The following is a 24,290-nucleotide window of genomic DNA, read 5'->3' on the forward strand; positions in this document are numbered from 1 at the left end:
CGACTTGCATGTGTTAGGCCTGCCGCCAGCGTTCAATCTGAGCCATGATCAAACTCTTCAATTAAAGTTTTTTTGTTCTACTCCGTTAGAAGTAAAACGGCTCAACGAATTATACTGTTTTATAAATCTTACGATTTATAGTTTACATATTTCTATGGTCACTCAGCTTCTCTTCTAAAAGAGATTCGTTGAGATAATTTTTGATTGCCTCAAAAGAGGCAATTTCGAATAACTCAACACCTGTGAGTGTCCACACAGATTTCTTGTTTTGAATTGTTAAAGAGCTTCACACTATCGTGTGACCGTTGACGCTAGGTCGCTGGTTTCTTACTAACTTCCCAAGACATATCGTCTTGGCTAGGGAGGCGTATTCTACACTCTCCAGTGTCGGCGTCAAGCGCTTATTTTATCAAGTTTTTCGAGTGGTGATTTCTTATACAGAAGTCAAACTCAAAGCTTGCAAAGCGGTTGTCACCTGAATCAAATCTCCGAAGAGTCTTAACTCTCTAACACTGCTGTAAGTCCCGTACTACCTAAGTAGTTGGCCTGCTGTGCCGTGTCAGTGGGAGCGAATTATAGGGAGTTTTAGAATGAGCGCAAGGGCTTTTATCGTTTATATCGGCTTTAGGGAACTGAATGCCTTTTTATCATTCGATATGGCTAATATAGCTACGTAATGTGAACTTTGGATACAAAAAAGGGGGCTAACGCCCCCTTAATACTGTCACTTATCATTGCGATGTTAACTGCTAGGCAGCTTATTGACTAAAGAAGCGAGATTCCTGTGTGGCTTCAATCGGCTCGTCAACACTCTCAGATACCACTTTAAAGTTTATCTTAGTCATGGTTCTAGAAAGGTCCACTGGATCGACTGCCACACTAATCGGTAGTGTGAGAACTTCCCCTCCAGCTATCTTGACCTCTTGTGCTCCGTACCATGTATAGTCAGGCAATCCTTCAACTGATAGCGTGTAGTTATGATCTTGTTCTGTCTTGTTCAGTAACTTCAAGGTAAAGGTGTTTTCTATTAAACCTTCATTGTTTTCTCTAAACAGCTCATTACGGTCACGAATAACATCGATACGAATAGGCGCAATTGTCGCACTGGCATAGACAAAGATTAAGATCATCGCAGTAAGCACGACACCATAGCCAACCAACTTAGGGCGTAAGACCTTTTCTTCAACATTGTCCAACTTATTCTCAGTTGTATACGCGATTAAGCCTTTGTCATATCCCATTCGCTCCATTGTATTATCGCAAGCATCAATACAGGCACCACAGTTAATGCACTCATATTGTAAGCCATTACGAATATCGATACCTGTTGGGCACACCTGCACACACAAGTCACAGTCGATACAATCCCCAAGTCCTAACTCTTTTGGATCAGACTTACGCGATCTTGGGCCTCTATCTTCCCCTCTTTTAGTATCGTAACCGACTATATAGGTATTCTTATCAAACATGGCTGCCTGAAAACGCGCATAAGGGCACATATGAATACACATGATCTCCCTCATCCAGCCAGCGTTACCGTATGTTGCTATGGTAAATAGCACTACCCAGAAATAAATGCCGCCACTGGCACTCAGAGTAAACACATCGACATAAACTTCGCGAGTTGGCACAAAGTAAGACACGAACGTCATTGCCGTGATTAAGGAGATCAGTATCCAAGAGGCGTGCTTCGCGGCTTTACGCCATAACTTATTAAAGCTCCAAGGCAGCTGATCTAACTTCATCCGCTTATTGCGCGCGCCTTCAAGTTTCTCTTCAAACCAGATAAAGATAAAGGTCCATACTGTCTGCGGACAGGTGTAACCACACCAAACTCGCCCCAGATAAGTCGTAACAAAGAAGAGACCAAAAGCGGCGATCATCAATAGAGCCGCTAGCAAGGTAAGGTCTTGTGGCCAGATAGTTAAGCCGAAGATATGAAATTTTTGCTCCGCGAGGTTAAACCATACTGCTTGACGGTTTCCCCAGGGGATCCAAGGCAAGATAAGAAAGAACAGCATCGCTGCCCAACCTAGTCGAGTACGCAGACGACTCCATAACCCTTCAACAGCTCGAACATAGATACGGTTACGCGGGTTAAATCTATCGGCTTTGCTAGCATCAGGTTGGTGGATTTTTATCCGGTTAGCCTTCGAATAATCCTTTTTGTTAGACTCTGTGCTCATCTTTGTAGCCTTACTACTTTAATATTGCTCATTAATTAGCTTATTATACCTGTTATATTAGAAATTATTCACCAAAGTTGGGTTTAAAATGAGAGGTTGGATCGTATTAGGATTGGGTGTTGGTTTACTCTATTATACTGCTACTGAAACAAACAAACTTGATGAAACTATAGCTCAATCTGAGTCTATGCTGCATAAAGTTCAAAGTAAGATACAAGATATGACAGGCACTACAGCCATAAAAACTAACGACAGGCTGCCTATACTTACACAAGAGATAGCTGAACGACTTTCTCCCAGCGAATTAAGTGCGCTAAACGATATACTCGACTCACCAGATTCACTTGAAGAGTTTAAAGCCTCTTATTGTTCAAGCTCGACACCTGAACATAAAAGCCTAAGCCAGGAAAACATCTATTTTATCTGCGATAAAATCTGATCACTTTTCTAGCAGGCAATAAGCCTCATGCGGCATTTATCTCCCCCCATGATTGACCTGAGTTCTGTTTCAGCCTAGCCTTTGCTCAATCTAAAATTGGGTATTAAGGCTAAATATCATGTCACAACAAGTCTCAGACATTTTCGATCCTAATTTATGGGATCAAGTTTCCGGATTTGATTTCGAAGACATCACTTACCACAGAGCCAAAGATCAAGGCACTGTTCGTATCGCAATAAACCGCCCCGAATGTCGAAACTCATTCAGACCGAAGACGGTTGATGAGCTTTTCACCGCATTAGATCATGCCAGACAGTGGTCTGATGTTGGTTGCGTGCTCCTAACTGGTAATGGTCCTTCAGCCAAAGATGGCGGCTGGGCATTCTGCGCAGGTGGTGATCAACGTATTCGTGGTAAAGATGGATATAAGTATGAAGGTGCTGAAGCTAACAGTGCTGATATTGCCCGTATGGGACGCTTGCACATTTTAGAGGTTCAACGCCTTATTCGCTTTATGCCTAAAATCGTTATTGCTGTCGTGCCTGGTTGGGCTGTAGGCGGTGGACATAGTCTGCATGTTGTCTGCGATCTGACCTTGGCTTCAAAAGAACATGCCATTTTCAAACAAACCGATCCTGATGTAGCCAGTTTCGACTCAGGCTACGGCAGTGCTTATCTTGCTAAGATGATTGGTCAAAAACGTGCTCGTGAAATCTTCTTCCTAGGCTTTAACTACAGCGCCGATGAAGCTTTCGATATGGGCATGGTCAACCGTTCGATTCCACATGCGGAATTGGAAACTGAAGCATTGAATTGGGCAAAAGAGATTAACTCTAAATCTCCAACCGCTATGCGTATGCTTAAATACGGTTTCAACATGGCTGATGATGGTTTAGTTGGCCAACAACTGTTTGCCGGTGAAGCGACACGACTCGCTTACGGAACAGCCGAAGCCCAAGAGGGACGAGATGCATTCTTAGAGAAACGCGATCAAGACTTCTCTAAATTCCCTTGGCACTATTAATTCGCACTCTTTAACACGACTAAAGCCGTTGATACCGACGGCTTTATAACTTAAATAATCATCTAATCGTCAAATCCGATAAAACCAATCTATGCAAACCCCTTTCAATTGCAAATGATAACTATTATCATTTAATTATCGAATTGAGGAGAACTATCATGACTAAGACACTTACCTTTGCAATATTACACTTCAGCGTAGCCTTTACTGTTACCTATTTACTCACAGGTAGTGTCATTATTGGTGGAGCTGTAGCCCTTGTAGAGCCAGCTGTTAATACCGTTGTATTCTACTTCCACGAAAAAGTGTGGAGTAAGTTTGAGCAACGCTCAAACAACGCTGTTTCGGCATAAAAAACAAGCACTATTAATAGTCTCAAATGGAAATAAGTAGGCTAAGGTGTATCGACTCTAGGATTAAACTCCTATAAAAGTGCATTGTCATAAAAGCTTCATAAATATTTTACTTCGACAGTTTAATACTGTCTTATTAACATATTTATTGAGTTCTCTGAGCTAATTATCATAAGCTCATCCACCTAAAGTTAGTGTACTGTTTGACGTAGATCGCTTATTCCACCAAGGTTTTATCTCATTAGAAGTTAACTTCCCCTAATACAATCAGCTGCAATTTCAACTCCTCTGCACCGCCTAATAAACACACAACAAACCAACATAGTGAAAACAAACTAAGCCGCAACAACGCGCTCATCTAATCCCAAAGTACCAACTGTAACTTGGCTGTCATATTTCTCTGTCTTAATGCCTGTGACTTCCAGAGAGGAAGTTCAAACTAAATCTGTATTTTGACTAAATAGAGTGGAACTTGTGATGAAAAAAGTTATTGGTTTATTAGCCGCTGTTAGCTTAATAACAGCACCATTTGTTCAAGCAAGCACAACAATTACGGTTTCAGGTTCAACCTCTGTCACGAATGTCATGGAAGTTCTGGCTGAAACTTATCAAAAAACAGAAGGTAAGAATGTAGAGGTGCAAGGTACTGGTTCTTCAGCAGGTATCCGTGCAGCTAAAGATGGCACCAGTATGATTGGCATGTCATCAAGGGATGTAAAAAGCAGTGAAATGACCGCTGATACCGAAAAAGTGGTTATCGCTCGTGACGGTATTGCAGTCACAGTCAACAATGCCAACCCAATCCAAAATCTAAGTAAAGATCAAATCGCAAAGATTTATCGTGGTGAGATTAAAAACTGGAACCAAGTCGGTGGCGAGAATAAACCTATTGTAGTCGTCACTCGAGATGCTGCATCAGGTACTCGCGGTGCATTTGAAGACATGATGAAGCTCAAACGAAAAGTGAACGGTATGAAGGTTTCCGCCATCACACCAACAGCTCAAGTGGGTAACGGTAACGGTATGGTTAAAACCATCGTTGCAAATAATACATTTGCTATCGGTTACATCTCTCTAGGTTCAGTTGATAGCTCGCTACAAGCGTTAAAAGTCGACGGTATCGCAGCAACCGATGAAAACATTGCAGCTGGCCAATACACTATCGCTCGCCCGTTTGTTGTACTCATTAAGAACAACGTGGCCCAAGAAGCTCGCGACTTTATTGACTACATCCTCTCCAACGATGGTCAAAACATCATTGCAGAGCAAGGTTATATTCGCATCAACTAATTGCAACATTTGATAACAGAGGAGCCAAGGCTCCTCTTTAGTTTTTATGCACGACCTTGAGGCCAAGTGATGGATACAGTAAATAAAATCCGCACATCTGAGCTGCAACTAGCTCAAAAACAAACTTACGATTGGGTTGGAAAAGGATTCCACCTACTATTTTTATGCAGTGCCATGGTTGGTGTAGTTTCAGTTGCGACGATTGGTGGGTTTCTGTTTTATGAAGGTCTACCCGCTTTTCAAGAAGCTGGCGTATCTGAGTTAATCTTGGGTAGTGAGTGGCTTCCACCAGCACTGTTTGGCATATTCCCCATGATAGTGGCATCACTTATCTCTACAGCCGGCGCTGTGATTATCGGTGTACCAGTCGCTATTTTAACGGCCATTTTTCTGGCTGAACTTGCTCCTAAATGGCTTGCGGATATTGTTAGACCAGCAGTAGAGCTGCTCGCTGGTATCCCATCTGTTGTTTATGGCTTCTTCGGGCTAGTCATCATCGTACCCGCCATCGAAACCCTATTTAACATCCCCGCTGGAAACACGATTTTGGCGGGTATTATTGTATTGGCAATCATGATATTGCCTACAGTTATTACTATTTCAGAAACCTCACTCAGAGCATTACCTTCTGTTTATAAAGAGGGCGCACTCGCTTTAGGCGCATCCCATATTTACAGCATCTTTAAGGTATTAGTTCCCGCCGCACGTAGCGGTATTTTGACTGGTGTTGCTTTGGGTGTGGCTCGCGCCATAGGAGAAACCATGGCGATAATCATGGTGATGGGTAATGCACCAGCAATGCCTGGTTCAATTTTAGAGCCAGCTCGAACCCTAACAGCAAACATCGCCATGGAGATGTCATACGCAACAGGTATTCATGCAAGTGCACTCTATTCAACCGGTATTGTTTTACTCGTTTTTATCGTGTTACTCAATACAACCCTACTGTATGTAAACCGTAAGAGGAGCTGCTAATGCTTCAACTTAAAAGAGACACACAAGACAAACTACTCTTAGGGGCGATATGGAGCTCAGCAGCCATCACTATCGTTTTTCTACTGTGGGTTGTTTGGCATATTCTCAGTAATGGCTTATCCCACGTGAGTTGGGAGTTCATTACTGGCGCTTATACCCGTATTGGCGAAGCCTCGGGGATCTGGTCCATGATAGTCTCGACGGTTTATATGGTCGGGCTGTCACTGGGTATTGCAGCACCTATCGGCATTATGACAGCGATTTACTTAACCGAATACGCTAAGCCTGGCAGTAAAGTAGTGCAAGTGATCCGCTTTTGTATCGAATCTTTAGCCGGTATTCCCTCTATTGTTTATGGTCTGTTTGGTATGACTTTCTTTGTCACAACCTTGGGCCTAGGCTTTTCTATTTTAGCGGGTTCCCTGACACTGTCGATGCTGATCCTGCCAGTGCTAATCCGTACCACAGAAGAGGCTTTGCTTGCTGTACCTATGGCTTACCGTGAAGGTGGTTATGCTTTAGGAAGCAGTAAGGTATACACCATATGGCGTCTGATACTCCCAAGCGCACTTCCGGGTATTGTCACTTCGGTGATCTTAAGTATTGGCCGTGTGATTGGCGAATCAGCCCCTGTATTTCTCACCGCAGGCATGGTGACTCAAATACCGGAGTCAGTACTGGAATCTGGCCGTACGTTAACAGTTCATCTGTACAAATTAACCCAAGAGCTATTTACCCAACACGAATGGGATCAAGCCTACGCAACTGCAACGGTACTTATCGTACTCGTACTCATTTTGAATTTGGCAACCAAGTTAATTGCCACTCGTTTTAAATAAAGGCCGGATAGCATGAACAAACTTGAAGTCAGTAACTTAAATCTATTTTACGGTGAAACACACGCGCTTAGAGATATCTCATTGGAGATACCAGCTCGTCAGGTAACGGCGCTTATCGGTCCATCAGGATGTGGTAAATCCACCCTGCTTAGAACGCTAAACAGAATGAACGATTTGATCTCTGGTGTGAAAATTTCTGGAGATGTGACATTTGAAGGTGAGAACATCTATTCTGATGTCGATGTGAAGCAGTTGAGAATGCGAGTGGGCATGGTGTTCCAAAAGCCAAATCCGTTCCCAATGAGTATCTATGAAAATGTCGCTTTTGGACTTAAAGCCCAGGGCATTAAAAATAAGAAGCATCTCGATTCCGTCGTCGAAGAGTCTCTGCGCGGTGCAGCCCTTTGGGATGAAGTAAAAGAGCGTCTCGACACTCCAGCTTTCGGTTTGTCTGGCGGACAGCAGCAAAGATTGTGTATTGCTCGTGCTATCGCGATGCAGCCTGAAGTGATCTTAATGGATGAACCCACAAGTGCTTTGGATCCTATTGCCACTCATAAAATCGAAGAGTTGATGGATGAACTGAGGAAGAAGTTCACTATCGTCATTGTGACTCACTCGATGAATCAGGCAAAGCGTATTTCAGATAAAACCGCCTTCTTTTGGATGGGTGAATTAGTCGAATACGGTGAAACAAGCCAAGTATTCAATCAACCTAAAGATAAGCGAACACAAGGTTACGTGAGCGGGGAATTTGGTTAACCAACTTGAAGTGTGGAGAGTTAATTTACTCTCCACAACAAGGATCCAGCTAAATAGCAGCGGTTTGGTTGGCTTTTATCTCTCTGAGATAGCGATAAATGGAGTGCACAGAAATATCCAATCTTGTTGCGGCAACCTGAGCACTGTCTTTCAGTTCAAACACGCCTAATTCATGAAGCTGCGTCACTATCTCACGACTCTTTTTAGAGGGAGCAATATTCGTATTGCTTCGCACTTCACTGTTTACACTGTCGATAGTGCCATGAAGCGCTTCATCAATATTTCGAGCAAACACCTCTGGTGTCGTAGCGCCAAGATCTGAGTTCACCATACTGTCTGGCATCATGCTTCGTAGCACCGACTGTAAAGGGGCATCCATATCTGTGTTAATGCACAGTAGTCCGATAGCTCGATTCTGACTATTACGGATAATCGTGGTGATCGAGCGTAACGTTTTACCTGTCGCACATTTAGTTAAATAGGAATTCGAAATATCCTGACCCGTTTTTAACTTAAGCAGAGCTAAATTGGTGACAGGGGCTCCAAGCTTTCTGCCTGTCACATGACCATTAGCGATCTTGATAACTGAAGGATCACGAGAGTCCAAGCTATGCAGCACCACTTCAGTGTGCTCGCCATACATGGCTGCGATACCGTCAACCACATTCTCCATCGATTTCAAAACATCAAAATCACTTTTTGTTAGCTCTTGCAGTTTCACATCAACCCCTTTAATTATGCCGACATAATATCGATAATGGTCGTATCGGTTGAGGACATACCATGGCTGACCATCTTGCCAATATTGATAATGGTTTGCTCAACATCTTTAGCGATAATACCTTGTCCTGAAACCGAACGAGAGTTCATCGCCATCAAAAAAGCCCTTACAGCAGCACAAGATGAGGTACTTACCTTCATAGCACAAGAGGCTTTTGCCCCGTCACAAACCATACCCGAACTGTCGCTGATCACATTTTGAATCGCAAAACAGGATTGCTCAAACGTTCCACCAGCCAAGTATACCATGGCCATTGATGCCGCAGCGCTCGTCACTGTGTTACCACAAAATGCCGATAAAGGCGGGTAGTGAGACTTAATATAGATGGCGCCTAGGTGACTTAAAATCAACGCACGAGCAAGTTGTTCATTAGTGCTTTTATAGTGCTTAGCGGTAATGACTACGGGAATCGTCGCCGCAATACCTTGGTTACCACTGCCTAAATTACTCATCGCAGGCAACGTCGCTCCACCCATACGAGCATCAGAAGCCGCTGCGGTTTCCATGACAATCTTATTGAGTAGATCATCCGATAAGATACCGTCGTCGATGCTTTTCTTCATCATACGGCCCACTTCAAGGCCATAAGAATTAGTCATGCCTTCATCGGACAGTTTAGTGTTTAGATCTGCAGCCTTAAGAATAAATTCGATTTTTTCTAGCTCGACCTGAGTCGCAAACTCATAGATAGAGGCAATATTAATATCGACCCCTTCACAAATCGACCCTGTCGACGCTTTACTGGACTCATCTGCACTAAAGCTAACTTTGCCGTTAAGCTGTTTTTCAACAATTAAGGTATGGCCACCACTGATTTTAACCAGTGATTCTTTACCTTCAAATTTAGCGATCACACAGCAATAGATAAACTCTTCTGTGATCGTACGTTTGACTGACACCTTACCAGCATCAATCATCTCCTGAGCCAGTAAAACTTGTTCAGGTGAAATAGCAGCTAACACTTCAAGCCCTGCATCAGCATTACCACCGATGGCGCCAGCGGCGGCTGCAATCGCTAACCCTATTTTGCCTGTTCCAGGAACAAAGACACCCATTGAGTTTTTATAGAGATTATCAGAAACAAGAACGTCTATTGAGTCGGGGACGCGACAGCCTAACGCTTGCACAGCAACAGCTGCACCATATGCCGCCGCAATTGGCTCGGTACAACCAAGTGCAGGTTTAACCACTTGGTTGATGATTTGAATATACTTTTGCCATTCTTGTTTCATGGGGTACTGCCTTATATCGTGCTTATAATGGTTACTTAGACTTTATGTGTGCAATCGCTTCAATCTCAACCTTTACACCTAAAGGCAGATCTTTAACCGCAAAACAGCTTCGTGCTGGGCAATCTGTTTTAAAGTACGCTTTATAAACTTCATTAAAAGCTGCAAAATCGTTGATATCGGCAAGGTAACACGTCGTTTTCAACACGGTATCTAAACTGCCACCACCAGCAAGTAACACATGGTTAAGGTTTTCTAATGATTGCTTAGATTGCTCAGCAACTCCGCCTTCTACAACGCCTCCCTTTACCTTACAGACTGGCAATTGGCCCGAAGTAAAAATCAGATCACCATAAGTCGTACCATGAGAATAAGGGCCAATAGCCGATGGTGCATTTTCCGCATTGATTACGTTTTTCATAAAACCTCAAATTAATTTTCATTTTAGCGCCAGCTAACATTGCAACATTATTTTCATTTTCAACTTTAATTGCAACTATATTTTCATTTTTAATATTAAAAAGAGCTAAACAAATGACGTAACGCCCATAAAGGTAGAGTTTTAGAGCTTCATCTCGCATTCAAAAAAAGTTAAGTGATTTTGATTGTGCACTTTAAAAAGTTCAAATATATTTGCACAAAATAACTATTAGATAAAAATTTAGGGTGATGTATGACTGCAAGTATTGCGACTGCGGGAATATCCCGAGCAAGTGTCTCAGAAGCTGAATGGAAAGAAGCAACACGATTTGATAGCACCGACTGGGGCTGGATAGTCATGAGTATCGGAATGGCAATTGGTGCTGGTATCGTATTTCTACCAATACAAGTCGGCGTAATGGGGCTGTGGGTATTCTTACTTTCGTCCATCATCGGCTACCCAGCCATGTACTTATTCCAAAAGCTGTTTATTAATACCCTAGCTGAATCTAAAAAATGTACCGATTACCCAGGTGTGATTTCAGGCTACTTAGGTAAAAACTGGGGAGTGGCTTTAGGCGTACTTTACTTTCTAATGCTAGTGATTTGGGTACTGGTCTACTCATTAGCAGTGACGAACGACAGTTCATCTTACCTACACTCATTCGGTGTCACTGAAGGACACCTTAATGACAATGTCTTCTATGGATTGGGACTTATCTGCGCACTGGTTTTTATCGGTTCTAAAGGTGAAAAACTGTTATTCAAACTATCAGGTTTTATGGCGGTAACGGTTTTAGTCCTTGTCGCAGTGATGGCAGTACTGCTTATCTCTCGTTGGGACATGAACAATATTCCAGAAATTGGCCAATTTGGTTCAATGCTAAAAGATGCGATTATCACTCTGCCATTCACACTGACTTCAATCCTATTTATTCAATCATTGAGCCCGATGGTTATTTCATACCGCTCACATGAGAAATCAATTGAAGTGGCACGCTACAAAGCAACACGTGCAATGACCATCGCCTTCTCTATCTTATTCGTTGTTGTATTCTTCTTTGCTATCTCATTCACATTTGCGATTAGCCAAGAACAAGCCACAGAAGCAATGAACAAAAACATCTCTGCACTGGCGATTATTGCGCATTATTTCCCTGGTAGCTGGGCAACTGTTACTGGTGTTGTCATCAACATCTTCGCGATTGTGACTTCATTCTTCGGTGTGTTTCTAGCGTTTAAAGAAGCCTGTAAAGGTCTTGCCATGAACGTACTGCTGCGTAAGTATGAAGAATCTCAAATAAACAAAGTTATCGTAAACCGCTTTGTTACCGTGTTTATCATCATACTGGCCTGGTCAGCCATCGCACTGAACGCACCAATCCTGTCGTTCACCTCTATCTGTAGTCCTATCTTTGGCTTAGTGGGTTGTTTAATCCCTGCTTACCTAGTCTACAAAGTGCCACAGTTAAACAAGTACAAAGGCATGGCAACCAACTTCATCATCGTCACTGGTGTCCTACTGTGTATCTCACCTTTTATGGCATTTAGTTAAGTCATAGCCCCCCAACAAGTTCATTTGTAAGTAAAGCGCTCTTAAGAGCGCTTTATACTAACAAGATAAAACCAAAATACAGGCCAAAACAAAACAACTACAGCGCCAAATTAACCTTCCTATTTTTAGGAATTATTATCCCAATTTAAGAACTTGCTAACTAAAAATCTGTTCCTATAATGCCTAAAACCGGGGCGTCTACAAACGTTCCGGTTTTTTTGTGCCTGAAATAAACTCAGGAATTGACTTAATATCCGATGAATAGAAGATATTTATTGGCGGTTTTGCTGCGTGCAAACCGATGCGAGGAATAAACAATGCGTATTGAACAAGATATAAAATTAGGTTTTAAAGATGTTCTCATTAGACCAAAACGTTCAACGTTAAAAAGCCGTTCTCAAGTTGACTTGAACCGTCAGTTTACTTTCAAGCACAGTGGTAAAACCTGGTCAGGTGTTCCCATCATTGCAGCTAACATGGACTCAGTAGCCAGCTTTGAAATGGCTGCTAGCCTAGCAAAGCACAATGTAATGACTGCAGTACATAAGCACTATAGCCTTGAACAGTGGAGCGAGTTTGTTAGCAACAGCAACCAAGATGTTTTACAACATATCATGGTGTCTAGCGGCACATCAGACGCTGATTTTATTAAGTTAACCCAAGTATTGTCCCTATCTGAAGACATTACCTTTATCTGTATTGATATTGCGAATGGCTACTCTGAACATTTAGTCGATTACGTTCGCAAGGTGAGACAAGCACACCCGCAAAAAGTGATTAGTGCGGGTAATGTTGTAACGGGTGATATGGTCGAAGAGTTGATTATTGCTGGTGCCGACATAGTCAAAGTGGGTATTGGCCCAGGCTCGGTATGCACGACTCGAGTCAAAACCGGTGTGGGTTACCCACAACTATCAGCCATTATTGAATGTGCCGATGCTGCCCATGGTTTAGGTGGTCAAATTATTGGAGACGGCGGTTGTAGCTGTTCTGGCGATGTCGCAAAGGCCTTTGGTGGCGGTGCAGACTTCGTCATGCTTGGCGGTATGCTAGCCGGTCACGAAGAGAGTGGCGGCGAAGTCGTTGAACAAGATGGCAAGACGATGGTGAAGTTTTACGGTATGTCATCACAGTCAGCTATGGATAAGCACTCAGGCGGTGTAGCAACATATCGCGCAGCTGAAGGTAAAACTGTATTGCTGCCATTTAGAGGCAGTGTAGATACCACTATTTCTGACATTATGGGTGGCATACGTTCAACCTGTACTTATGTCGGCGCTGCATCGTTAAAAGAACTGACTAAACGTACTACGTTTATCCGAGTTCAAGAGCAAGAAAATAACGTTTACGGTAAAGAGTAAGTCCAACATAAAGGCCTTTTCACATTGGAAGAGGCCTTTATGCTTATGGTATGAGTACCTATCTACACATGCTGATCAATTAAAATTGAATTTCCATCGGGATCTTTAACCGCGAAACTCGCTGGCCCGCTTTCAGTCTCAATAGACTGCTGTATTATTTCGACGCCTTGAGCTGCAAATGTTTTCAAAAGCTCTCGGACATCAGTGTAAGACTCTAAAGTTTTATAGTCTTTATCCCAGCCGGGATTAAAAGTCATGATGTTGCCTTCAAACATCCCTTGAAACAAACCTAAAGTATGATCACCATTTCTAATGATTAACCAATTTTGAGATTGGTCTCCTCCCACGACTTTAAAGCCTAAATTTTGATAAAAAACTTTTGAATCTTCGATATTTTGAACCGATAAACTAACTGAAAATGCGCCTAATTCCATTTTACACCTCATCATTTAATAACAAGCTAACTGCTTACTCATACCAATCAGTATAAGAATACTCTCGATTGCTCGACTAGGTTAAAAACATTACCACCTCTTACCGAACCCTGTAAATCGTTTGCTTCGCAGTCGAAAACATTAGAACTTAAATCGAAGAGGAAATAATCAGCTATAGATACAGCTTCGGGCGTTGCCTTTATTCAAAGACGAGTAAGCTTAGAATTATGACAAAACTAACAAAAATGGCGATTCCCCATCAGGAAACCGCCATTTTAATCTAACCAACTAAGGTAAGAATTAAATCGGTTATTCTACCGTAACCGATTTTGCCAAGTTACGTGGTTGATCCACATCGGTCCCTTTGATTAAGGCAACGTGATATGAAAGTAACTGCAAAGGAATGGTGTAGATAAGCGCTGCCATAAATTCATCGCAATGGGGCACCTGAATCACTTTCATGGTGTCATCAGATTCAAACTCAGCATCTACATCGGCAAACACATACATCAAACCACCACGGGCACGGACTTCCTCGACGTTTGACTTAAGCTTCTCTAACAACTCATTGTTAGGCGCCACCACAATCACAGGCATATCGGCATCAATCAAGGCTAACGGACCATGCTTAAGCTCACCCGATGCATAAGCTTCAGCGTGAATGTAAGAGATCTCTTTAAGCTTAAGCGCCCCTTCCATCGCGATAGGGTATTGATCGCCACGGCCTAGGAATAGTGCATGGTGTTTATCAGCAAAATCTTCAGCTAGTTCGGCAATCGCTTCATCTAATCCTAATGCTTGCTCAACTTTGGCAGGCATAGATTGTAGGCTCTGAGTGATCTTAGCCTGCATCTCAGTAGACATGCCATTATGGCGACCAATAACAGCAGTTAACATCAACAGACCAGCAAGCTGAACGGTAAATGCTTTTGTTGAAGCCACACCAATTTCTGCACCAGCCTTCATCATGTAAGCCATATCAGACTCACGCACCAAAGATGAACCTGGAGAGTTACAGATGGTCATCGTTGCTTTATAACCCATCTCTTTAGCCAAACGTAGCGCAGCTAGTGTATCGGCGGTTTCACCAGATTGAGAGATAGTCACAAGCAGACTATTAGGGAACATGTGAGACTTGCGGTAACGGAACTCAGATGCGATCTCGACATTACAAGAAACGCCAGCCCAATCTTCTAGCCAGTAACGTGCAGCCATACCCGCGTGGTAACTGGTACCACAGGCAATGATCTGTACGTGTTTAATATCTTTTAGGAAATCAGCCGCGTTTTCACCAAAGGCTGAATCTAATACGACACCACTGGCAATACGCCCTTCGAGGGTATGAGCTATCGCGCGTGGCTGCTCATAGATCTCTTTTAGCATGTAGTGGCGGTATTCACCTTTATCACCAGCATCATGTGTCACTTCCGACTCTTTAACTTCACGTTCAACGGCATTACCGTCAACATCGAAAATATTCACAGTGCGACGCGTCACTTCGGCAACATCACCCTCTTCTAAGAAGGCAAAAGAGCGTGTCACAGGAAGCAGCGCTAACTGATCTGATGCAACAAAGTTCTCACCAAGACCGTAACCAATAACGAGCGGGCTACCGCTGCGAGCAACAATCATGCGATCACTGTCACGACGGTCGATAACCACTGTGCCATAAGCGCCTTCGAGTTGCTTTACTGTCGCTTGAACAGCAGACAATAAGCTAGAGTGTGACTTGAGCTCGTGATGAACCAAATGACAGATAACTTCAGTATCTGTATCTGATGCAAAGCTATAACCTAAGCCTTTAAGCATCTCACGCAGCTTGTTGTGGTTTTCAATGATCCCGTTATGCACAACGGCGATATCACCTTCAGATTGATGTGGATGCGCATTACGCTCACTCGGCTCACCGTGAGTTGCCCAGCGAGTGTGCGCGATACCTGTACCGCCAGTTAGCGGTGATACATCAAGTGCGGCCGATAATTCCTGTACTTTACCAACACGGCGAGTCGTCTTTAACTCACCATTTTGAATAACCGCGACGCCAGCCGAGTCATAACCACGGTATTCAAGTCGCTTAAGACCTTCTACCAGAATTTCAGCAACATCCCTTTGCGCCACAGCGCCTACGATTCCGCACATATTGATTACCTAATCTCTCTAAAGCGAGAGTAAAATAAGAGTTAAAAATTAAAATGAATTTGATACTGAATAACGTAAATTAGTTATCCCACATAGGGTGCGAGAATGACTCGCACACCATGGTTAGAAATACTTTCAATGGCTTCTGCCGCTAGCCTGTCATCGGTAACCAATACACTCACTTGGCTCCATGGCAGTTCCAGATTAGGGATACGTCGTCCCACTTTGTCAGACTCAAGCATCACAACCACTTCACGGGAAACTTCGGCCATCACTTTACTTAGGCCAGTTAGCTCGTTAAAGGTCGTGGTACCACGATCCAAATCGATACCGTCAGCACCAATAAAGAGTTGATCAAAGTTATATGAACGCAGTACTTGCTCAGCAACCTGACCTTGAAATGATTCAGAATGAGGATCCCATGTACCACCGGTCATCAAAAGTGTCGGTTCGTTTTCCAGTTCGTGAATCGCATTAGCTAACTGCAATGAATTGGTCATCACCACGAGGCCACGCTTACTGTTCAATTGCTGAATAAGCCCGAATGTCGTACTACCACTGTCTATCATGATGCGATTATGATCATTGATCAGCGCTGCAGCTGCCTGAGCAATCGATAATTTATTTGGGGCTATTTTGGCTGAGAACTGCTGAGTGACCTCATCGGGGATCGCCACTGCACCACCATAACGACGCAGTAAAAGACCTGTTTTTTCCAGTACAGCCAGATCTTTACGTATGGTGACTTCTGATGTTTCAAAACGATTAGACAACTCATCAACACTCACTTCACCTTGTTCATTCAAGATGCTAATAATGCTATGTCTGCGCTGCTGAGTATTACGTTTGTTCATAAAATCTTTCAATTAAGTTTCGTTTCGAAAGATGCATTATAGTGAAACGAAACTTTTTTACCAGTTTGAAATATCAAAAAGAGTAAAATTCAGGCAAAAAAAAGCCCCTATCTAAGATAGAGGCCTTTAAATTTGCTTTAAAGCGGAATGTTAAGCTTAGAAGTTAGCTTGTAAGGCTAAGCTGAAATGACGTCCTTCACCTACGGTCACGTCTTTATGACCACCACCAGCAAGGTAATCGGTATCGAACAGATTCTTCACGTTTAAACGTACGCTAACATCGCTGCCCATCACATCCATGGTATAAGCTGCACCCATGTCATAACGAACATAGCCATCTTTAGAGATAGTATTATCTGTATTAGCAAAACGCTCACCGACATAGATAGCACCAAAGTTAAGCGCTAAGTCATCCGTCATCTCATAACGAGTCCATATGTTAGCCGACCACTCAGGAGCATCGATGGGAGTCTTACCATCTAAATGATCTTGATCCCCTGCAGGAGTAATATATTCCGCATCGAGGTACATCATAGAACTAGTAACAAACCACTTATCACTCACCTGTCCTTGAGCGCCCATTTCGAAACCTTGATGACGCTGCTCGCCACTTTGCGTCGTGATGGTTTGATTACCATCAGGGATCGGATTAACAAGATCTTCAGTCACAGTGACATTTGATACCGTGATATCGAATACAGCTGCGGTAAGTAACAAGCTATCGTTAAACAACTCCCACTTTGTGCCTATCTCGTATTGATCGCCGTACTCAGGGTCAAGGTTAGTCCTGAAATTCACATCATCAGGATCATTGACGATACCTTGAGGTGTGAAACTCTTTGAGTAGTTAACGTAAATACTACCATTATCAGTGGGTGAATAGATCACACCAAACTTAGGTGATACCGCGTAGCTATTATTGCCATCACCCTCTTTTTTCTGCTCGTCATAACGCACACCAGCCAACACTTTCCACTGCTCGTTAATCGTCATCAAATCCTGAATGTAGAAGCCATAATGCTTGTAAGAACTTTCATACTTTCCGTCAGGATCATTGTTGTAATCAAGATTTGGGTTAGCAATAGTCTCACCAGGTGCTACAGGCACAGCAGCCCCCTTTACACGCAGCTGTCCATAGTAGTAATCCAACATGTTAGCGCCTATCAGGAACTGATGATCAAAGTCACCAGTCGAGAAGTTACCAACAAAATCCACATAACTCGTCTTATGCTGCCAATCATCATAACGATCGAACGGCTTCACGGTATAACCGTCTGTAAGCGCATTTTCACTATATTGTGGTGATGAATCTAAACGTTGACGATTAAACTGCTGGTCGTTATAACCCGCTTTTACCTGCCAGTCATCGCTAATATGGTAGACAATATCAGCTCCCATGTTAGTAATCGTATTATCGGTAAATGCCCATGGCTGATCCCAGATAATATCTTTACCCCCAATCAAGTCACCGCTGCTATCTAACCAACCACCTGTGTCGATACCTGTTTTATCTTGGGTATGGTCATACTTAAGCGACAACATAAGATCATCTGTAATATCAAACTCAAGATTTATATAACCTAACCAGCGATCACGTTCCTGATTCGAACCATCTTGGTACTCTCTCCAGTACTGAGTATCTTGCTTAACTAAAACGGTACGGTAACGAATAGTTTGGTCTTCATTCAGACTGCCGCTTCCATCTAACAGGTAGCGAGTAGAACCATGCTCATCGGTATCAAAACCAAGTTCAAATTGCGTGTCGTAGGTCGGTTTTTTTGTCACCATGTTGATCAAGCCACCAGGGCCTGACTGACCATACAACATACTTGAAGGACCTTTTAGCACCTCAACTTGCTGTAGTGTCTCAATTGGTTGCACATAATGAGACCACTGCTGCTGACCATTGATTAAATAACCAGAACCCGATGAAAGCTCAAAACCACGAATGCTGAATACCTGACGGTTCCACTTCTCACTTCCACCAGTCACACTTGAATCATTCACAAGCACTTCTGAAAGGTTGGTTGCTAACTGCTCATCGGTAACAAAACTAGGAATGACATTGACTGATTGAGGTGTATCCATTAAATCGATATCACCACGCATAGCACCTGATGCAGTCCCAGCTTTGTAGTCATTGAAGCTACGACCAGTAACGGTAATACGCTCAATATTAGCGGTAGGGATCGCGATACTATCTAGTTCTTCGGCAGTAACAGACGTCGCTGATAATGCAGAAAGTATTGCAACACTGATGGATGAGTAATTAAAGATTCGATTTTTGAATACACGCGTCATTGAAGACATTGCCAACCTCAAAATGGATATCAAGCTTAAGTTGGGCGTAATATAAATGAGAATTGTTTTTATTTAAGTTTCTTTACATAAGTTTACAAAGAGGAGTGATCCAGTTCTAAAAAACGCAAAAATAGCGTTATAGATAAGACTTATAGACATAAAAAAAGCAGCTAAGAAGCTGCTTCATTTTATTAGAAATAAGATTACTTTTTCTTCTTAACTGGGCGTGCCCAACCGGTTAAGTGACGCTGTTTAACCCGAGTGATCACCAACTCATCAGCAGCGACATCGCGAGTAATAGTGGAGCCAGCCCCTAAAGTTGCCCCCTTACCTATGGTTACTGGAGCAACCAATTGAGTATCACTCCCGACAAAGACATTATCTTCAATAACGGTCAGATGCTTATTAACACCATCATAGTTACAGGTAATTGTGCCAGCACCAATATTCACGCCACTGCCAATTTTTGCATCACCAATGTACGCCAAATGACCTGCTTTTGAACCTTCACCCAACACAGCTTTCTTCATCTCAACGAAGTTACCGACATGAGCGTCAGTCTTAAGCTCTGCGCCCGGACGAAGACGAGCAAAAGGTCCAGCACTTGAAGCCACGCCCATTTTGGCACTTTCAACAATAGAGTAAGGCTTAATCTCAGCATTGTCGCTAATATCACAATCAATAAGAATGGCACCAGCGCCGATTGTGACGTTATTACCAATAGTGACCTTACCTTGAATAATGACGTTGATATCAATCATCACATCCATTCCCACAGTCACGTCACCGCGGATATCAATACGAGCAGGATCACGCAAATTAGCACCTTCAAGCATCAACTTTTCAGCAGCACGAGCTTGATAAGCACGCTCTAATTGAGCCAGTTGAACTCGGTTATTCGCGCCTTCTACTTCAATTGCAGATTCAGGCTGGGCTGTAGTGATAGCCACACCATCTTTATGGGCCATCGCAACGATATCTGTCAGGTAATATTCACCCTGGGCATTATCTGATGATAGCTGACTAAGCCAAGCTTTAAGTTGCTTGCCTGGCGCCGCCATAATACCGGTGTTAATTTCATTAATGGCTAACTGTTCCGCATTGGCATCTTTCTGCTCAATAATACCGACTACATTTCCAGCCTCGCGAACGATACGGCCATAACCCATAGGATTAGGCAGATTTACGGTAAGAATAGCCAAGCCATTCTCTTCACGGGCTGCGAGTAATGCTTCCAGCGTAGAAGCTTGGATTAACGGCACATCGCCATAAAGGATAAGAACAGTATCGTCATCATCAATATTTGAATTAGCCTGAGCCACAGCATGACCAGTACCAAGCTGTTCAGCTTGTAGTACCCAATTAAGTTGCTGCTCACCTAACACATTTTGTAGTTTCTCAGCACCATAACCATAAACCAACTGAATCGCATCGCTTCCCACCTGATTAGCCGTATCGATCACATGTTGTACCATGCTCTTATGGGCAATAGGGTGTAAAACTTTAGGGAGATCTGAGCGCATGCGAGTTCCCTTGCCTGCAGCCAAAATCACTACGTTCAATGCCATGAGTTATCCTTGAGCTAATGCTTATTAATATAAAGAGATTAAGGTCTATTTTTATGGAACTGATTTTAAGCCATTGAACAATGAAAAGCGACTTTAGCGGTTACATGCCCAAGAAGCTTGGGCATAGTTAAAAGGTGATCACTTTATCAGCAACCAGCACCCATTGAGCTAAATCCTCCATAGTGGCCTCTTCACACCCTTCAATCACCTTGAGATCTTGTAACCCTCTGGTATGGACGCATGAACGACAAAATTTCACTTCCCCTTGCTGAGCCAGAATTATCTCCAACATCTGCCCAATATTATAACCTTCACCGGGTTGCTGTTTAGGCAAGACCGCAGTAATCGCATCAGAGAGTAAAAACAGACTGACCTTAGCTGGTGGACTTTCATGTTCATTGAGTTGTATTGCAAGACGCAAGGCATTAAACAACCTTTCTGAGCCGTAAGGAGCGTCATTAACGATGATAAGAATGTGTTGCATGAGTAAAACTCTCAGATATTAAGTTATTTCGTGAGGGTAACACTCAAATCAGGTTTAAAGACTTACACGGATCACGATAATTAATTCAAGCTATTAGATTCTACTAAAAGGTACTAGGACGTGACCCTGTCACGGCTAGAGCGTCGCTACGCTCCTGCTAGATCCTATAAGAGCGATACCGACAACGCTAACTTTCTATTTTGGCTTTCCTTCTTTTCCAACAAATTTTGATCCCCCTTTAATTGACAGACTAAAGCCCGACCTACAAAAATCAAATTATTTAGTCTTTTCCGTGAGTGAGCTTACGAGCATTCTGTTATCCGTCAGCAAAGCGTTCGCCACGACTTTTCTAGAACCTTTTTTTCCCACCTTTTCCGTAAGTGACACCGTCACGTTCCCTCGACTTCAAGCCGTTCCTCTTTTTTCCTCGCACCTAGGACCTTTCTTCGCTTTTCCTAGGGCCTGCTTTTAACCTTCTTTTAGGCACAAAAAAGGCGTTCATCCGAAGATAAACGCCTTTTTTTATCAAACAATAGCCCTTATCGGGAAATGTTCTTCTTGATGGTTTCAACAACGCGCAATTGAGCAACAGCCTGAGCTAGTTCAATCGCAGCGGCAGCATAGTTGAAGTCAGCGCCAGCATCTGCCATAGCAGATTCTGCACGACGCTTAGCTTCTCCAGCGGCCTTTTCGTCAATCTCATCAGCACGCAATACTACGTCAGCCAATACTGAAACAGAAAAAGGTTGAACTTCCAGAATACCACCTGAAAGATAAAACACTTCTTCTTTCCCATCTTGCTTGACGATGCGTGCCATGCCAGGTTTGATATATGTCAGCAGCGGCGCGTGACCAGGCATAATACCTAGCTCACCTTCTGAACCAGTCACTTGTAGGTTTGCTACAAGGCCAGTAAAGATGCTGTGTTCTGCACTTACAATATCAAGTTGTACTGTCATGGCTGCCATCCGTTCTCCTTAAACTAAGTCAGAGACCTAGTTATTTTTTGTTAGCTTTCTCAACGGCTTCGTCGATTGAACCAACCATGTAGAACGCTTGCTCAGGAAGGCTATCAAACTCACCTTCAAGAATACCCTTAAATCCACGAATAGTGTCTTTAAGAGAAACGTACTTACCTGGAGAACCGGTGAATACTTCTGCTACGAAGAATGGCTGAGAAAGATACTTTTCAATCTTACGAGCACGGGCAACAGTCGTCTTATCTTCATCAGATAATTCGTCCATACCAAGAATCGCAATAATATCTTTCAGCTCTTTATAGCGCTGAAGTACAGTCTGCACACCGTTAGCAACATCATAATGCTCTTGACCAACAACCAATGGATCTAATTGACGTGAAGTCGAATCCAATGGGTCAACCGCTGGGTAAATACCCATAGAAGCGATGTTACGTGACAATACAACAGTCGCATCTAAGTGAGCGAAGGTTGTTGCTGGTGACGGATCGGTCAAATCATCCGCAGGTACGTAAACGGCTTGGACAGAGGTAATAGACCCTGACTTAGTCGATGTAATACGTTCCTGAAGTACCCCCATCTCTTCAGCCAATGTTGGCTGGTAACCTACTGCTGATGGCATACGGCCTAGCAGTGCAGATACTTCAGTACCTGCCAAGGTGTAACGATAGATGTTATCAACGAAGAAAAGAACATCTTTACCTTCGTCACGGAACTTCTCAGCCATAGTTAGACCAGTAAGTGCCACACGTAGACGGTTTCCTGGAGGCTCGTTCATCTGACCATAAACCATGGCCACTTTATCGAGAACACCAGAATCTTTCATCTCGTAGTAGAAATCGTTACCCTCACGAGTACGCTCACCTACACCAGCAAATACAGATAAACCTGAGTGTGCTTTAGCGATGTTGTTAATAAGTTCCATCATGTTGACGGTCTTACCAACACCAGCACCACCAAACAAACCAACTTTACCACCTTTAGCGAACGGACAAACAAGGTCGATAACCTTGATACCCGTCTCTAAAAGTTCAGTTGAGCTTGATTGGTCTTCATATGAAGGGGCTTCACGGTGAATAACATAACGCTCTTGTTCACCGATATCGCCACATTCATCAATAGGTTGACCTAATACGTTCATGATACGGCCAAGGGTTTTTTCCCCAACCGGAACAGAAATAGGTGAACCTGAGTTTACAACCTCAAGACCACGACGCAGACCGTCTGAAGTACCCATAGCGATGGTACGAACTACACCACCACCAAGTTGTTGCTGAACTTCCAGCACCAAGCCTTCACTTTCGATCTTTAGAGCGTCATATATCTGAGGTACGGAATCTTGTGGAAACTCAACGTCCACAACCGCGCCAATGACTTGGACAACAGTACCTGTGCTCATGATAAATCCTCTAAAACTTGTATTCGTTACCTAGCCTAAACGGCTGCAGCTCCAGCAACAATTTCCGACAGTTCTTGCGTAATCGCAGCCTGACGAGCCTTGTTGTAAACTAACTGCAAGTCACTAATAAGATCACCAGCGTTGTCAGTTGCAGACTTCATAGCAACCATACGGGCCGCTTGTTCAGATGCAATATTCTCGACAACACCTTGGTAAACTTGCGACTCCACATAACGTACCAATAAGGTATCCAAAAGTTCTTTTGGATCCGGCTCGTATATGTAGTCCCAATGATGAGAAATCTCATCCTCTTCAGACTTTGGCAAAGGTAGCAGCTGTTCGATCACTGGCGTTTGAGCCATAGTATTAACGAATTTGTTAAATACTACGTACAAACGATCCAGCTTGCCTTCGTTGTATGCTTCTAGCATCACACGTACTGTTCCGATCAGGTCAGCGAGCTTTGGAGCGTCGCCTAAACCAGATGCTTGAGCAGGTACTATTCCGCCAAAATTAGTGAAGAACTGTACGCTTCGTGCGCCGATTGGGCAGAATTCAACTTCTACACCAGCTGCACGTTGCTGCTTCACGTCTGCGATAACCTTTTTGAAAAGGTTAACGTTCAGACCACCACAAAGACCACGGTCGGTTGACACAACAATGTAACCAACACGCTTAGCCTCTCTCACCTCTAAATAGGGGTGCTTATACTCGAGAGAACCTTGCGCCACGTGACCGATCACCTTACGCATATTTTCTGCATATGGGCGGCTTGCTGCCATGCGTTCCTGCGCTCTGCGCATTTTGCTGGCTGCAACCATTTCCATAGCGGATGTGATCTTCTGAGTGTTTTGAACACTCGCGATCTTGGTTTTAATCTCTTTAGCGTTGGCCATCTTAACTCTCCAATTCTGGACCTG

At 43.3% G+C, this 24,290-nt stretch carries 22 protein-coding genes and 1 rRNA gene; 9 read left to right on the forward strand and 14 right to left on the reverse strand.

The annotated features are described in order from the left end of the window. Together FN961_RS16750 and ccoG are read right to left on the reverse strand one after the other, a co-directional pair. Positions 1–64: ribosomal RNA gene (locus tag FN961_RS16750) — 16S ribosomal RNA — on the reverse strand; the annotation flags it as partial. 694 nt (positions 65–758) lie between these two features. Then, positions 759–2,186: a cytochrome c oxidase accessory protein CcoG gene (gene ccoG, locus FN961_RS16755; RefSeq protein WP_144041331.1), complete on the reverse strand. Its 1,428-nt coding sequence runs from the start codon at positions 2,184–2,186 to the stop codon at positions 759–761. Positions 2,187–2,274: 88 nt separating this feature from the next. Here ccoG and FN961_RS16760 point away from each other — a divergent pair, with 88 nt between their 5' ends. From FN961_RS16760 to pstB, 7 genes are all read left to right on the forward strand, one after another. Then, positions 2,275–2,625: a hypothetical protein gene (locus FN961_RS16760; RefSeq protein WP_144041332.1), complete on the forward strand. Its 351-nt coding sequence runs from the start codon at positions 2,275–2,277 to the stop codon at positions 2,623–2,625. Between the two features lie 118 nt (positions 2,626–2,743). Continuing rightward, on the forward strand, positions 2,744–3,649 hold the full coding sequence (locus FN961_RS16765; protein WP_144041333.1) for a 1,4-dihydroxy-2-naphthoyl-CoA synthase: 906 nt from the start codon (positions 2,744–2,746) through the stop codon (positions 3,647–3,649). Positions 3,650–3,807: 158 nt separating this feature from the next. Further along, on the forward strand, positions 3,808–4,002 hold the full coding sequence (locus tag FN961_RS16770; RefSeq protein ID WP_144041334.1) for a DUF2061 domain-containing protein: 195 nt from the start codon (positions 3,808–3,810) through the stop codon (positions 4,000–4,002). 477 nt (positions 4,003–4,479) lie between these two features. After that, entirely contained in the window at positions 4,480–5,292 is an 813-nt protein-coding gene (locus tag FN961_RS16775) for a phosphate ABC transporter substrate-binding protein (protein WP_144041335.1), read from the forward strand. A 69-nt stretch (positions 5,293–5,361) separates the two neighbouring features. Then, a complete protein-coding gene (pstC, locus tag FN961_RS16780; RefSeq protein ID WP_144041336.1) occupies positions 5,362–6,267 on the forward strand; it encodes a phosphate ABC transporter permease subunit PstC in 906 nt (301 codons plus the stop codon). Further along, positions 6,267–7,106 (forward strand): phosphate ABC transporter permease PstA, encoded by an 840-nt coding sequence (pstA, locus tag FN961_RS16785; RefSeq protein WP_144041337.1) that lies wholly within the window; start codon positions 6,267–6,269, stop codon positions 7,104–7,106. The genes pstC and pstA overlap by 1 nt, the downstream gene beginning before the upstream one ends. 12 nt (positions 7,107–7,118) lie before the next feature. After that, on the forward strand, positions 7,119–7,868 hold the full coding sequence (gene pstB / locus FN961_RS16790) for a phosphate ABC transporter ATP-binding protein PstB (protein WP_144041338.1): 750 nt from the start codon (positions 7,119–7,121) through the stop codon (positions 7,866–7,868). Positions 7,869–7,917: 49 nt separating this feature from the next. Here pstB and FN961_RS16795 read toward each other — a convergent pair whose 3' ends face one another. Genes FN961_RS16795 through FN961_RS16805 form a run of 3 tightly spaced genes read right to left on the reverse strand, consistent with a single transcriptional unit; the run spans position 7,918 to position 10,299 of the window. Then, positions 7,918–8,589, reverse strand: coding sequence for a helix-turn-helix transcriptional regulator (locus FN961_RS16795; RefSeq protein WP_144041339.1), 672 nt, complete (start codon positions 8,587–8,589; stop codon positions 7,918–7,920). Between the two features lie 14 nt (positions 8,590–8,603). After that, positions 8,604–9,881 (reverse strand): L-cysteine desulfidase family protein, encoded by a 1,278-nt coding sequence (locus FN961_RS16800; RefSeq protein WP_144041340.1) that lies wholly within the window; start codon positions 9,879–9,881, stop codon positions 8,604–8,606. 31 nt (positions 9,882–9,912) lie between these two features. Further along, positions 9,913–10,299 carry a Rid family detoxifying hydrolase gene (locus tag FN961_RS16805; RefSeq protein ID WP_144041341.1) on the reverse strand — a complete coding sequence of 129 codons (387 nt, stop codon included), beginning with the start codon at positions 10,297–10,299 and terminating at the stop codon, positions 9,913–9,915. A gap of 252 nt (positions 10,300–10,551) precedes the next feature. Between FN961_RS16805 and FN961_RS16810 the strand changes: the two genes are divergently transcribed. Beyond that, positions 10,552–11,853: an SLC5/6 family protein gene (locus tag FN961_RS16810; RefSeq protein ID WP_144041342.1), complete on the forward strand. Its 1,302-nt coding sequence runs from the start codon at positions 10,552–10,554 to the stop codon at positions 11,851–11,853. A 317-nt stretch (positions 11,854–12,170) separates the two neighbouring features. After that, positions 12,171–13,214 (forward strand): GMP reductase, encoded by a 1,044-nt coding sequence (locus tag FN961_RS16815; RefSeq protein WP_144041343.1) that lies wholly within the window; start codon positions 12,171–12,173, stop codon positions 13,212–13,214. A 62-nt stretch (positions 13,215–13,276) separates the two neighbouring features. Here FN961_RS16815 and FN961_RS16820 read toward each other — a convergent pair whose 3' ends face one another. The 9 genes from FN961_RS16820 to atpG all read right to left on the reverse strand — a co-directional run bounded on the left by FN961_RS16820 (position 13,277) and on the right by atpG (position 24,266). Further along, complete coding sequence (locus tag FN961_RS16820; protein WP_144041344.1) at positions 13,277–13,648, reverse strand: VOC family protein; 372 nt, start codon at positions 13,646–13,648, stop codon at positions 13,277–13,279. A gap of 309 nt (positions 13,649–13,957) precedes the next feature. Beyond that, positions 13,958–15,787: a glutamine--fructose-6-phosphate transaminase (isomerizing) gene (glmS, locus tag FN961_RS16825; protein WP_144041345.1), complete on the reverse strand. Its 1,830-nt coding sequence runs from the start codon at positions 15,785–15,787 to the stop codon at positions 13,958–13,960. An 83-nt stretch (positions 15,788–15,870) separates the two neighbouring features. Beyond that, complete coding sequence (locus FN961_RS16830; protein WP_144041346.1) at positions 15,871–16,641, reverse strand: DeoR/GlpR family DNA-binding transcription regulator; 771 nt, start codon at positions 16,639–16,641, stop codon at positions 15,871–15,873. A 156-nt stretch (positions 16,642–16,797) separates the two neighbouring features. Then, positions 16,798–18,951, reverse strand: coding sequence for a TonB-dependent siderophore receptor (locus FN961_RS16835; protein WP_144041347.1), 2,154 nt, complete (start codon positions 18,949–18,951; stop codon positions 16,798–16,800). Between the two features lie 194 nt (positions 18,952–19,145). After that, the gene (glmU, locus tag FN961_RS16840) at positions 19,146–20,510 is read right to left on the reverse strand and encodes a bifunctional UDP-N-acetylglucosamine diphosphorylase/glucosamine-1-phosphate N-acetyltransferase GlmU (protein ID WP_144041348.1); all 1,365 of its coding nucleotides are present in this window, start codon (positions 20,508–20,510) and stop codon (positions 19,146–19,148) included. Between the two features lie 127 nt (positions 20,511–20,637). Next, positions 20,638–20,994, reverse strand: coding sequence for a DsrE/DsrF/TusD sulfur relay family protein (locus tag FN961_RS16845; protein WP_144041349.1), 357 nt, complete (start codon positions 20,992–20,994; stop codon positions 20,638–20,640). 539 nt (positions 20,995–21,533) lie between these two features. Then, positions 21,534–21,962, reverse strand: a complete 429-nt coding sequence (locus tag FN961_RS16850) for a F0F1 ATP synthase subunit epsilon (protein ID WP_144041350.1) — start codon at positions 21,960–21,962, stop codon at positions 21,534–21,536. A 31-nt stretch (positions 21,963–21,993) separates the two neighbouring features. Next, complete coding sequence (gene atpD / locus FN961_RS16855) at positions 21,994–23,370, reverse strand: F0F1 ATP synthase subunit beta (protein ID WP_144041351.1); 1,377 nt, start codon at positions 23,368–23,370, stop codon at positions 21,994–21,996. Between the two features lie 35 nt (positions 23,371–23,405). Beyond that, a complete protein-coding gene (atpG, locus tag FN961_RS16860) occupies positions 23,406–24,266 on the reverse strand; it encodes a F0F1 ATP synthase subunit gamma (protein WP_144041352.1) in 861 nt (286 codons plus the stop codon). Positions 24,267–24,290: the final 24 nt, after the last annotated feature.

Source organism: Shewanella hanedai, from assembly GCF_007197645.1.
Taxonomy (GTDB): Bacteria; Pseudomonadota; Gammaproteobacteria; order Enterobacterales; family Shewanellaceae; genus Shewanella; species Shewanella hanedai.

Coding starts and splice junctions, on each gene's coding strand:
- ccoG (WP_144041331.1), bottom strand. CDS start 2,186: ATGAGCACAGAGTCTAACAAAAAGGATTATTCGAAGGCTAACCGGATA.
- FN961_RS16760 (WP_144041332.1), top strand. CDS start 2,275: ATGAGAGGTTGGATCGTATTAGGATTGGGTGTTGGTTTACTCTATTAT.
- FN961_RS16765 (WP_144041333.1), top strand. CDS start 2,744: ATGTCACAACAAGTCTCAGACATTTTCGATCCTAATTTATGGGATCAA.
- FN961_RS16770 (WP_144041334.1), top strand. CDS start 3,808: ATGACTAAGACACTTACCTTTGCAATATTACACTTCAGCGTAGCCTTT.
- FN961_RS16775 (WP_144041335.1), top strand. CDS start 4,480: ATGAAAAAAGTTATTGGTTTATTAGCCGCTGTTAGCTTAATAACAGCA.
- pstC (WP_144041336.1), top strand. CDS start 5,362: ATGGATACAGTAAATAAAATCCGCACATCTGAGCTGCAACTAGCTCAA.
- pstA (WP_144041337.1), top strand. CDS start 6,267: ATGCTTCAACTTAAAAGAGACACACAAGACAAACTACTCTTAGGGGCG.
- pstB (WP_144041338.1), top strand. CDS start 7,119: ATGAACAAACTTGAAGTCAGTAACTTAAATCTATTTTACGGTGAAACA.
- FN961_RS16800 (WP_144041340.1), bottom strand. CDS start 9,881: ATGAAACAAGAATGGCAAAAGTATATTCAAATCATCAACCAAGTGGTT.
- FN961_RS16805 (WP_144041341.1), bottom strand. CDS start 10,299: ATGAAAAACGTAATCAATGCGGAAAATGCACCATCGGCTATTGGCCCT.
- FN961_RS16810 (WP_144041342.1), top strand. CDS start 10,552: ATGACTGCAAGTATTGCGACTGCGGGAATATCCCGAGCAAGTGTCTCA.
- FN961_RS16815 (WP_144041343.1), top strand. CDS start 12,171: ATGCGTATTGAACAAGATATAAAATTAGGTTTTAAAGATGTTCTCATT.
- FN961_RS16820 (WP_144041344.1), bottom strand. CDS start 13,648: ATGGAATTAGGCGCATTTTCAGTTAGTTTATCGGTTCAAAATATCGAA.
- glmS (WP_144041345.1), bottom strand. CDS start 15,787: ATGTGCGGAATCGTAGGCGCTGTGGCGCAAAGGGATGTTGCTGAAATT.
- FN961_RS16830 (WP_144041346.1), bottom strand. CDS start 16,641: ATGAACAAACGTAATACTCAGCAGCGCAGACATAGCATTATTAGCATC.
- FN961_RS16835 (WP_144041347.1), bottom strand. CDS start 18,951: ATGTCTTCAATGACGCGTGTATTCAAAAATCGAATCTTTAATTACTCA.
- glmU (WP_144041348.1), bottom strand. CDS start 20,510: ATGGCATTGAACGTAGTGATTTTGGCTGCAGGCAAGGGAACTCGCATG.
- FN961_RS16845 (WP_144041349.1), bottom strand. CDS start 20,994: ATGCAACACATTCTTATCATCGTTAATGACGCTCCTTACGGCTCAGAA.
- FN961_RS16850 (WP_144041350.1), bottom strand. CDS start 21,962: ATGGCAGCCATGACAGTACAACTTGATATTGTAAGTGCAGAACACAGC.
- atpD (WP_144041351.1), bottom strand. CDS start 23,370: ATGAGCACAGGTACTGTTGTCCAAGTCATTGGCGCGGTTGTGGACGTT.
- atpG (WP_144041352.1), bottom strand. CDS start 24,266: ATGGCCAACGCTAAAGAGATTAAAACCAAGATCGCGAGTGTTCAAAAC.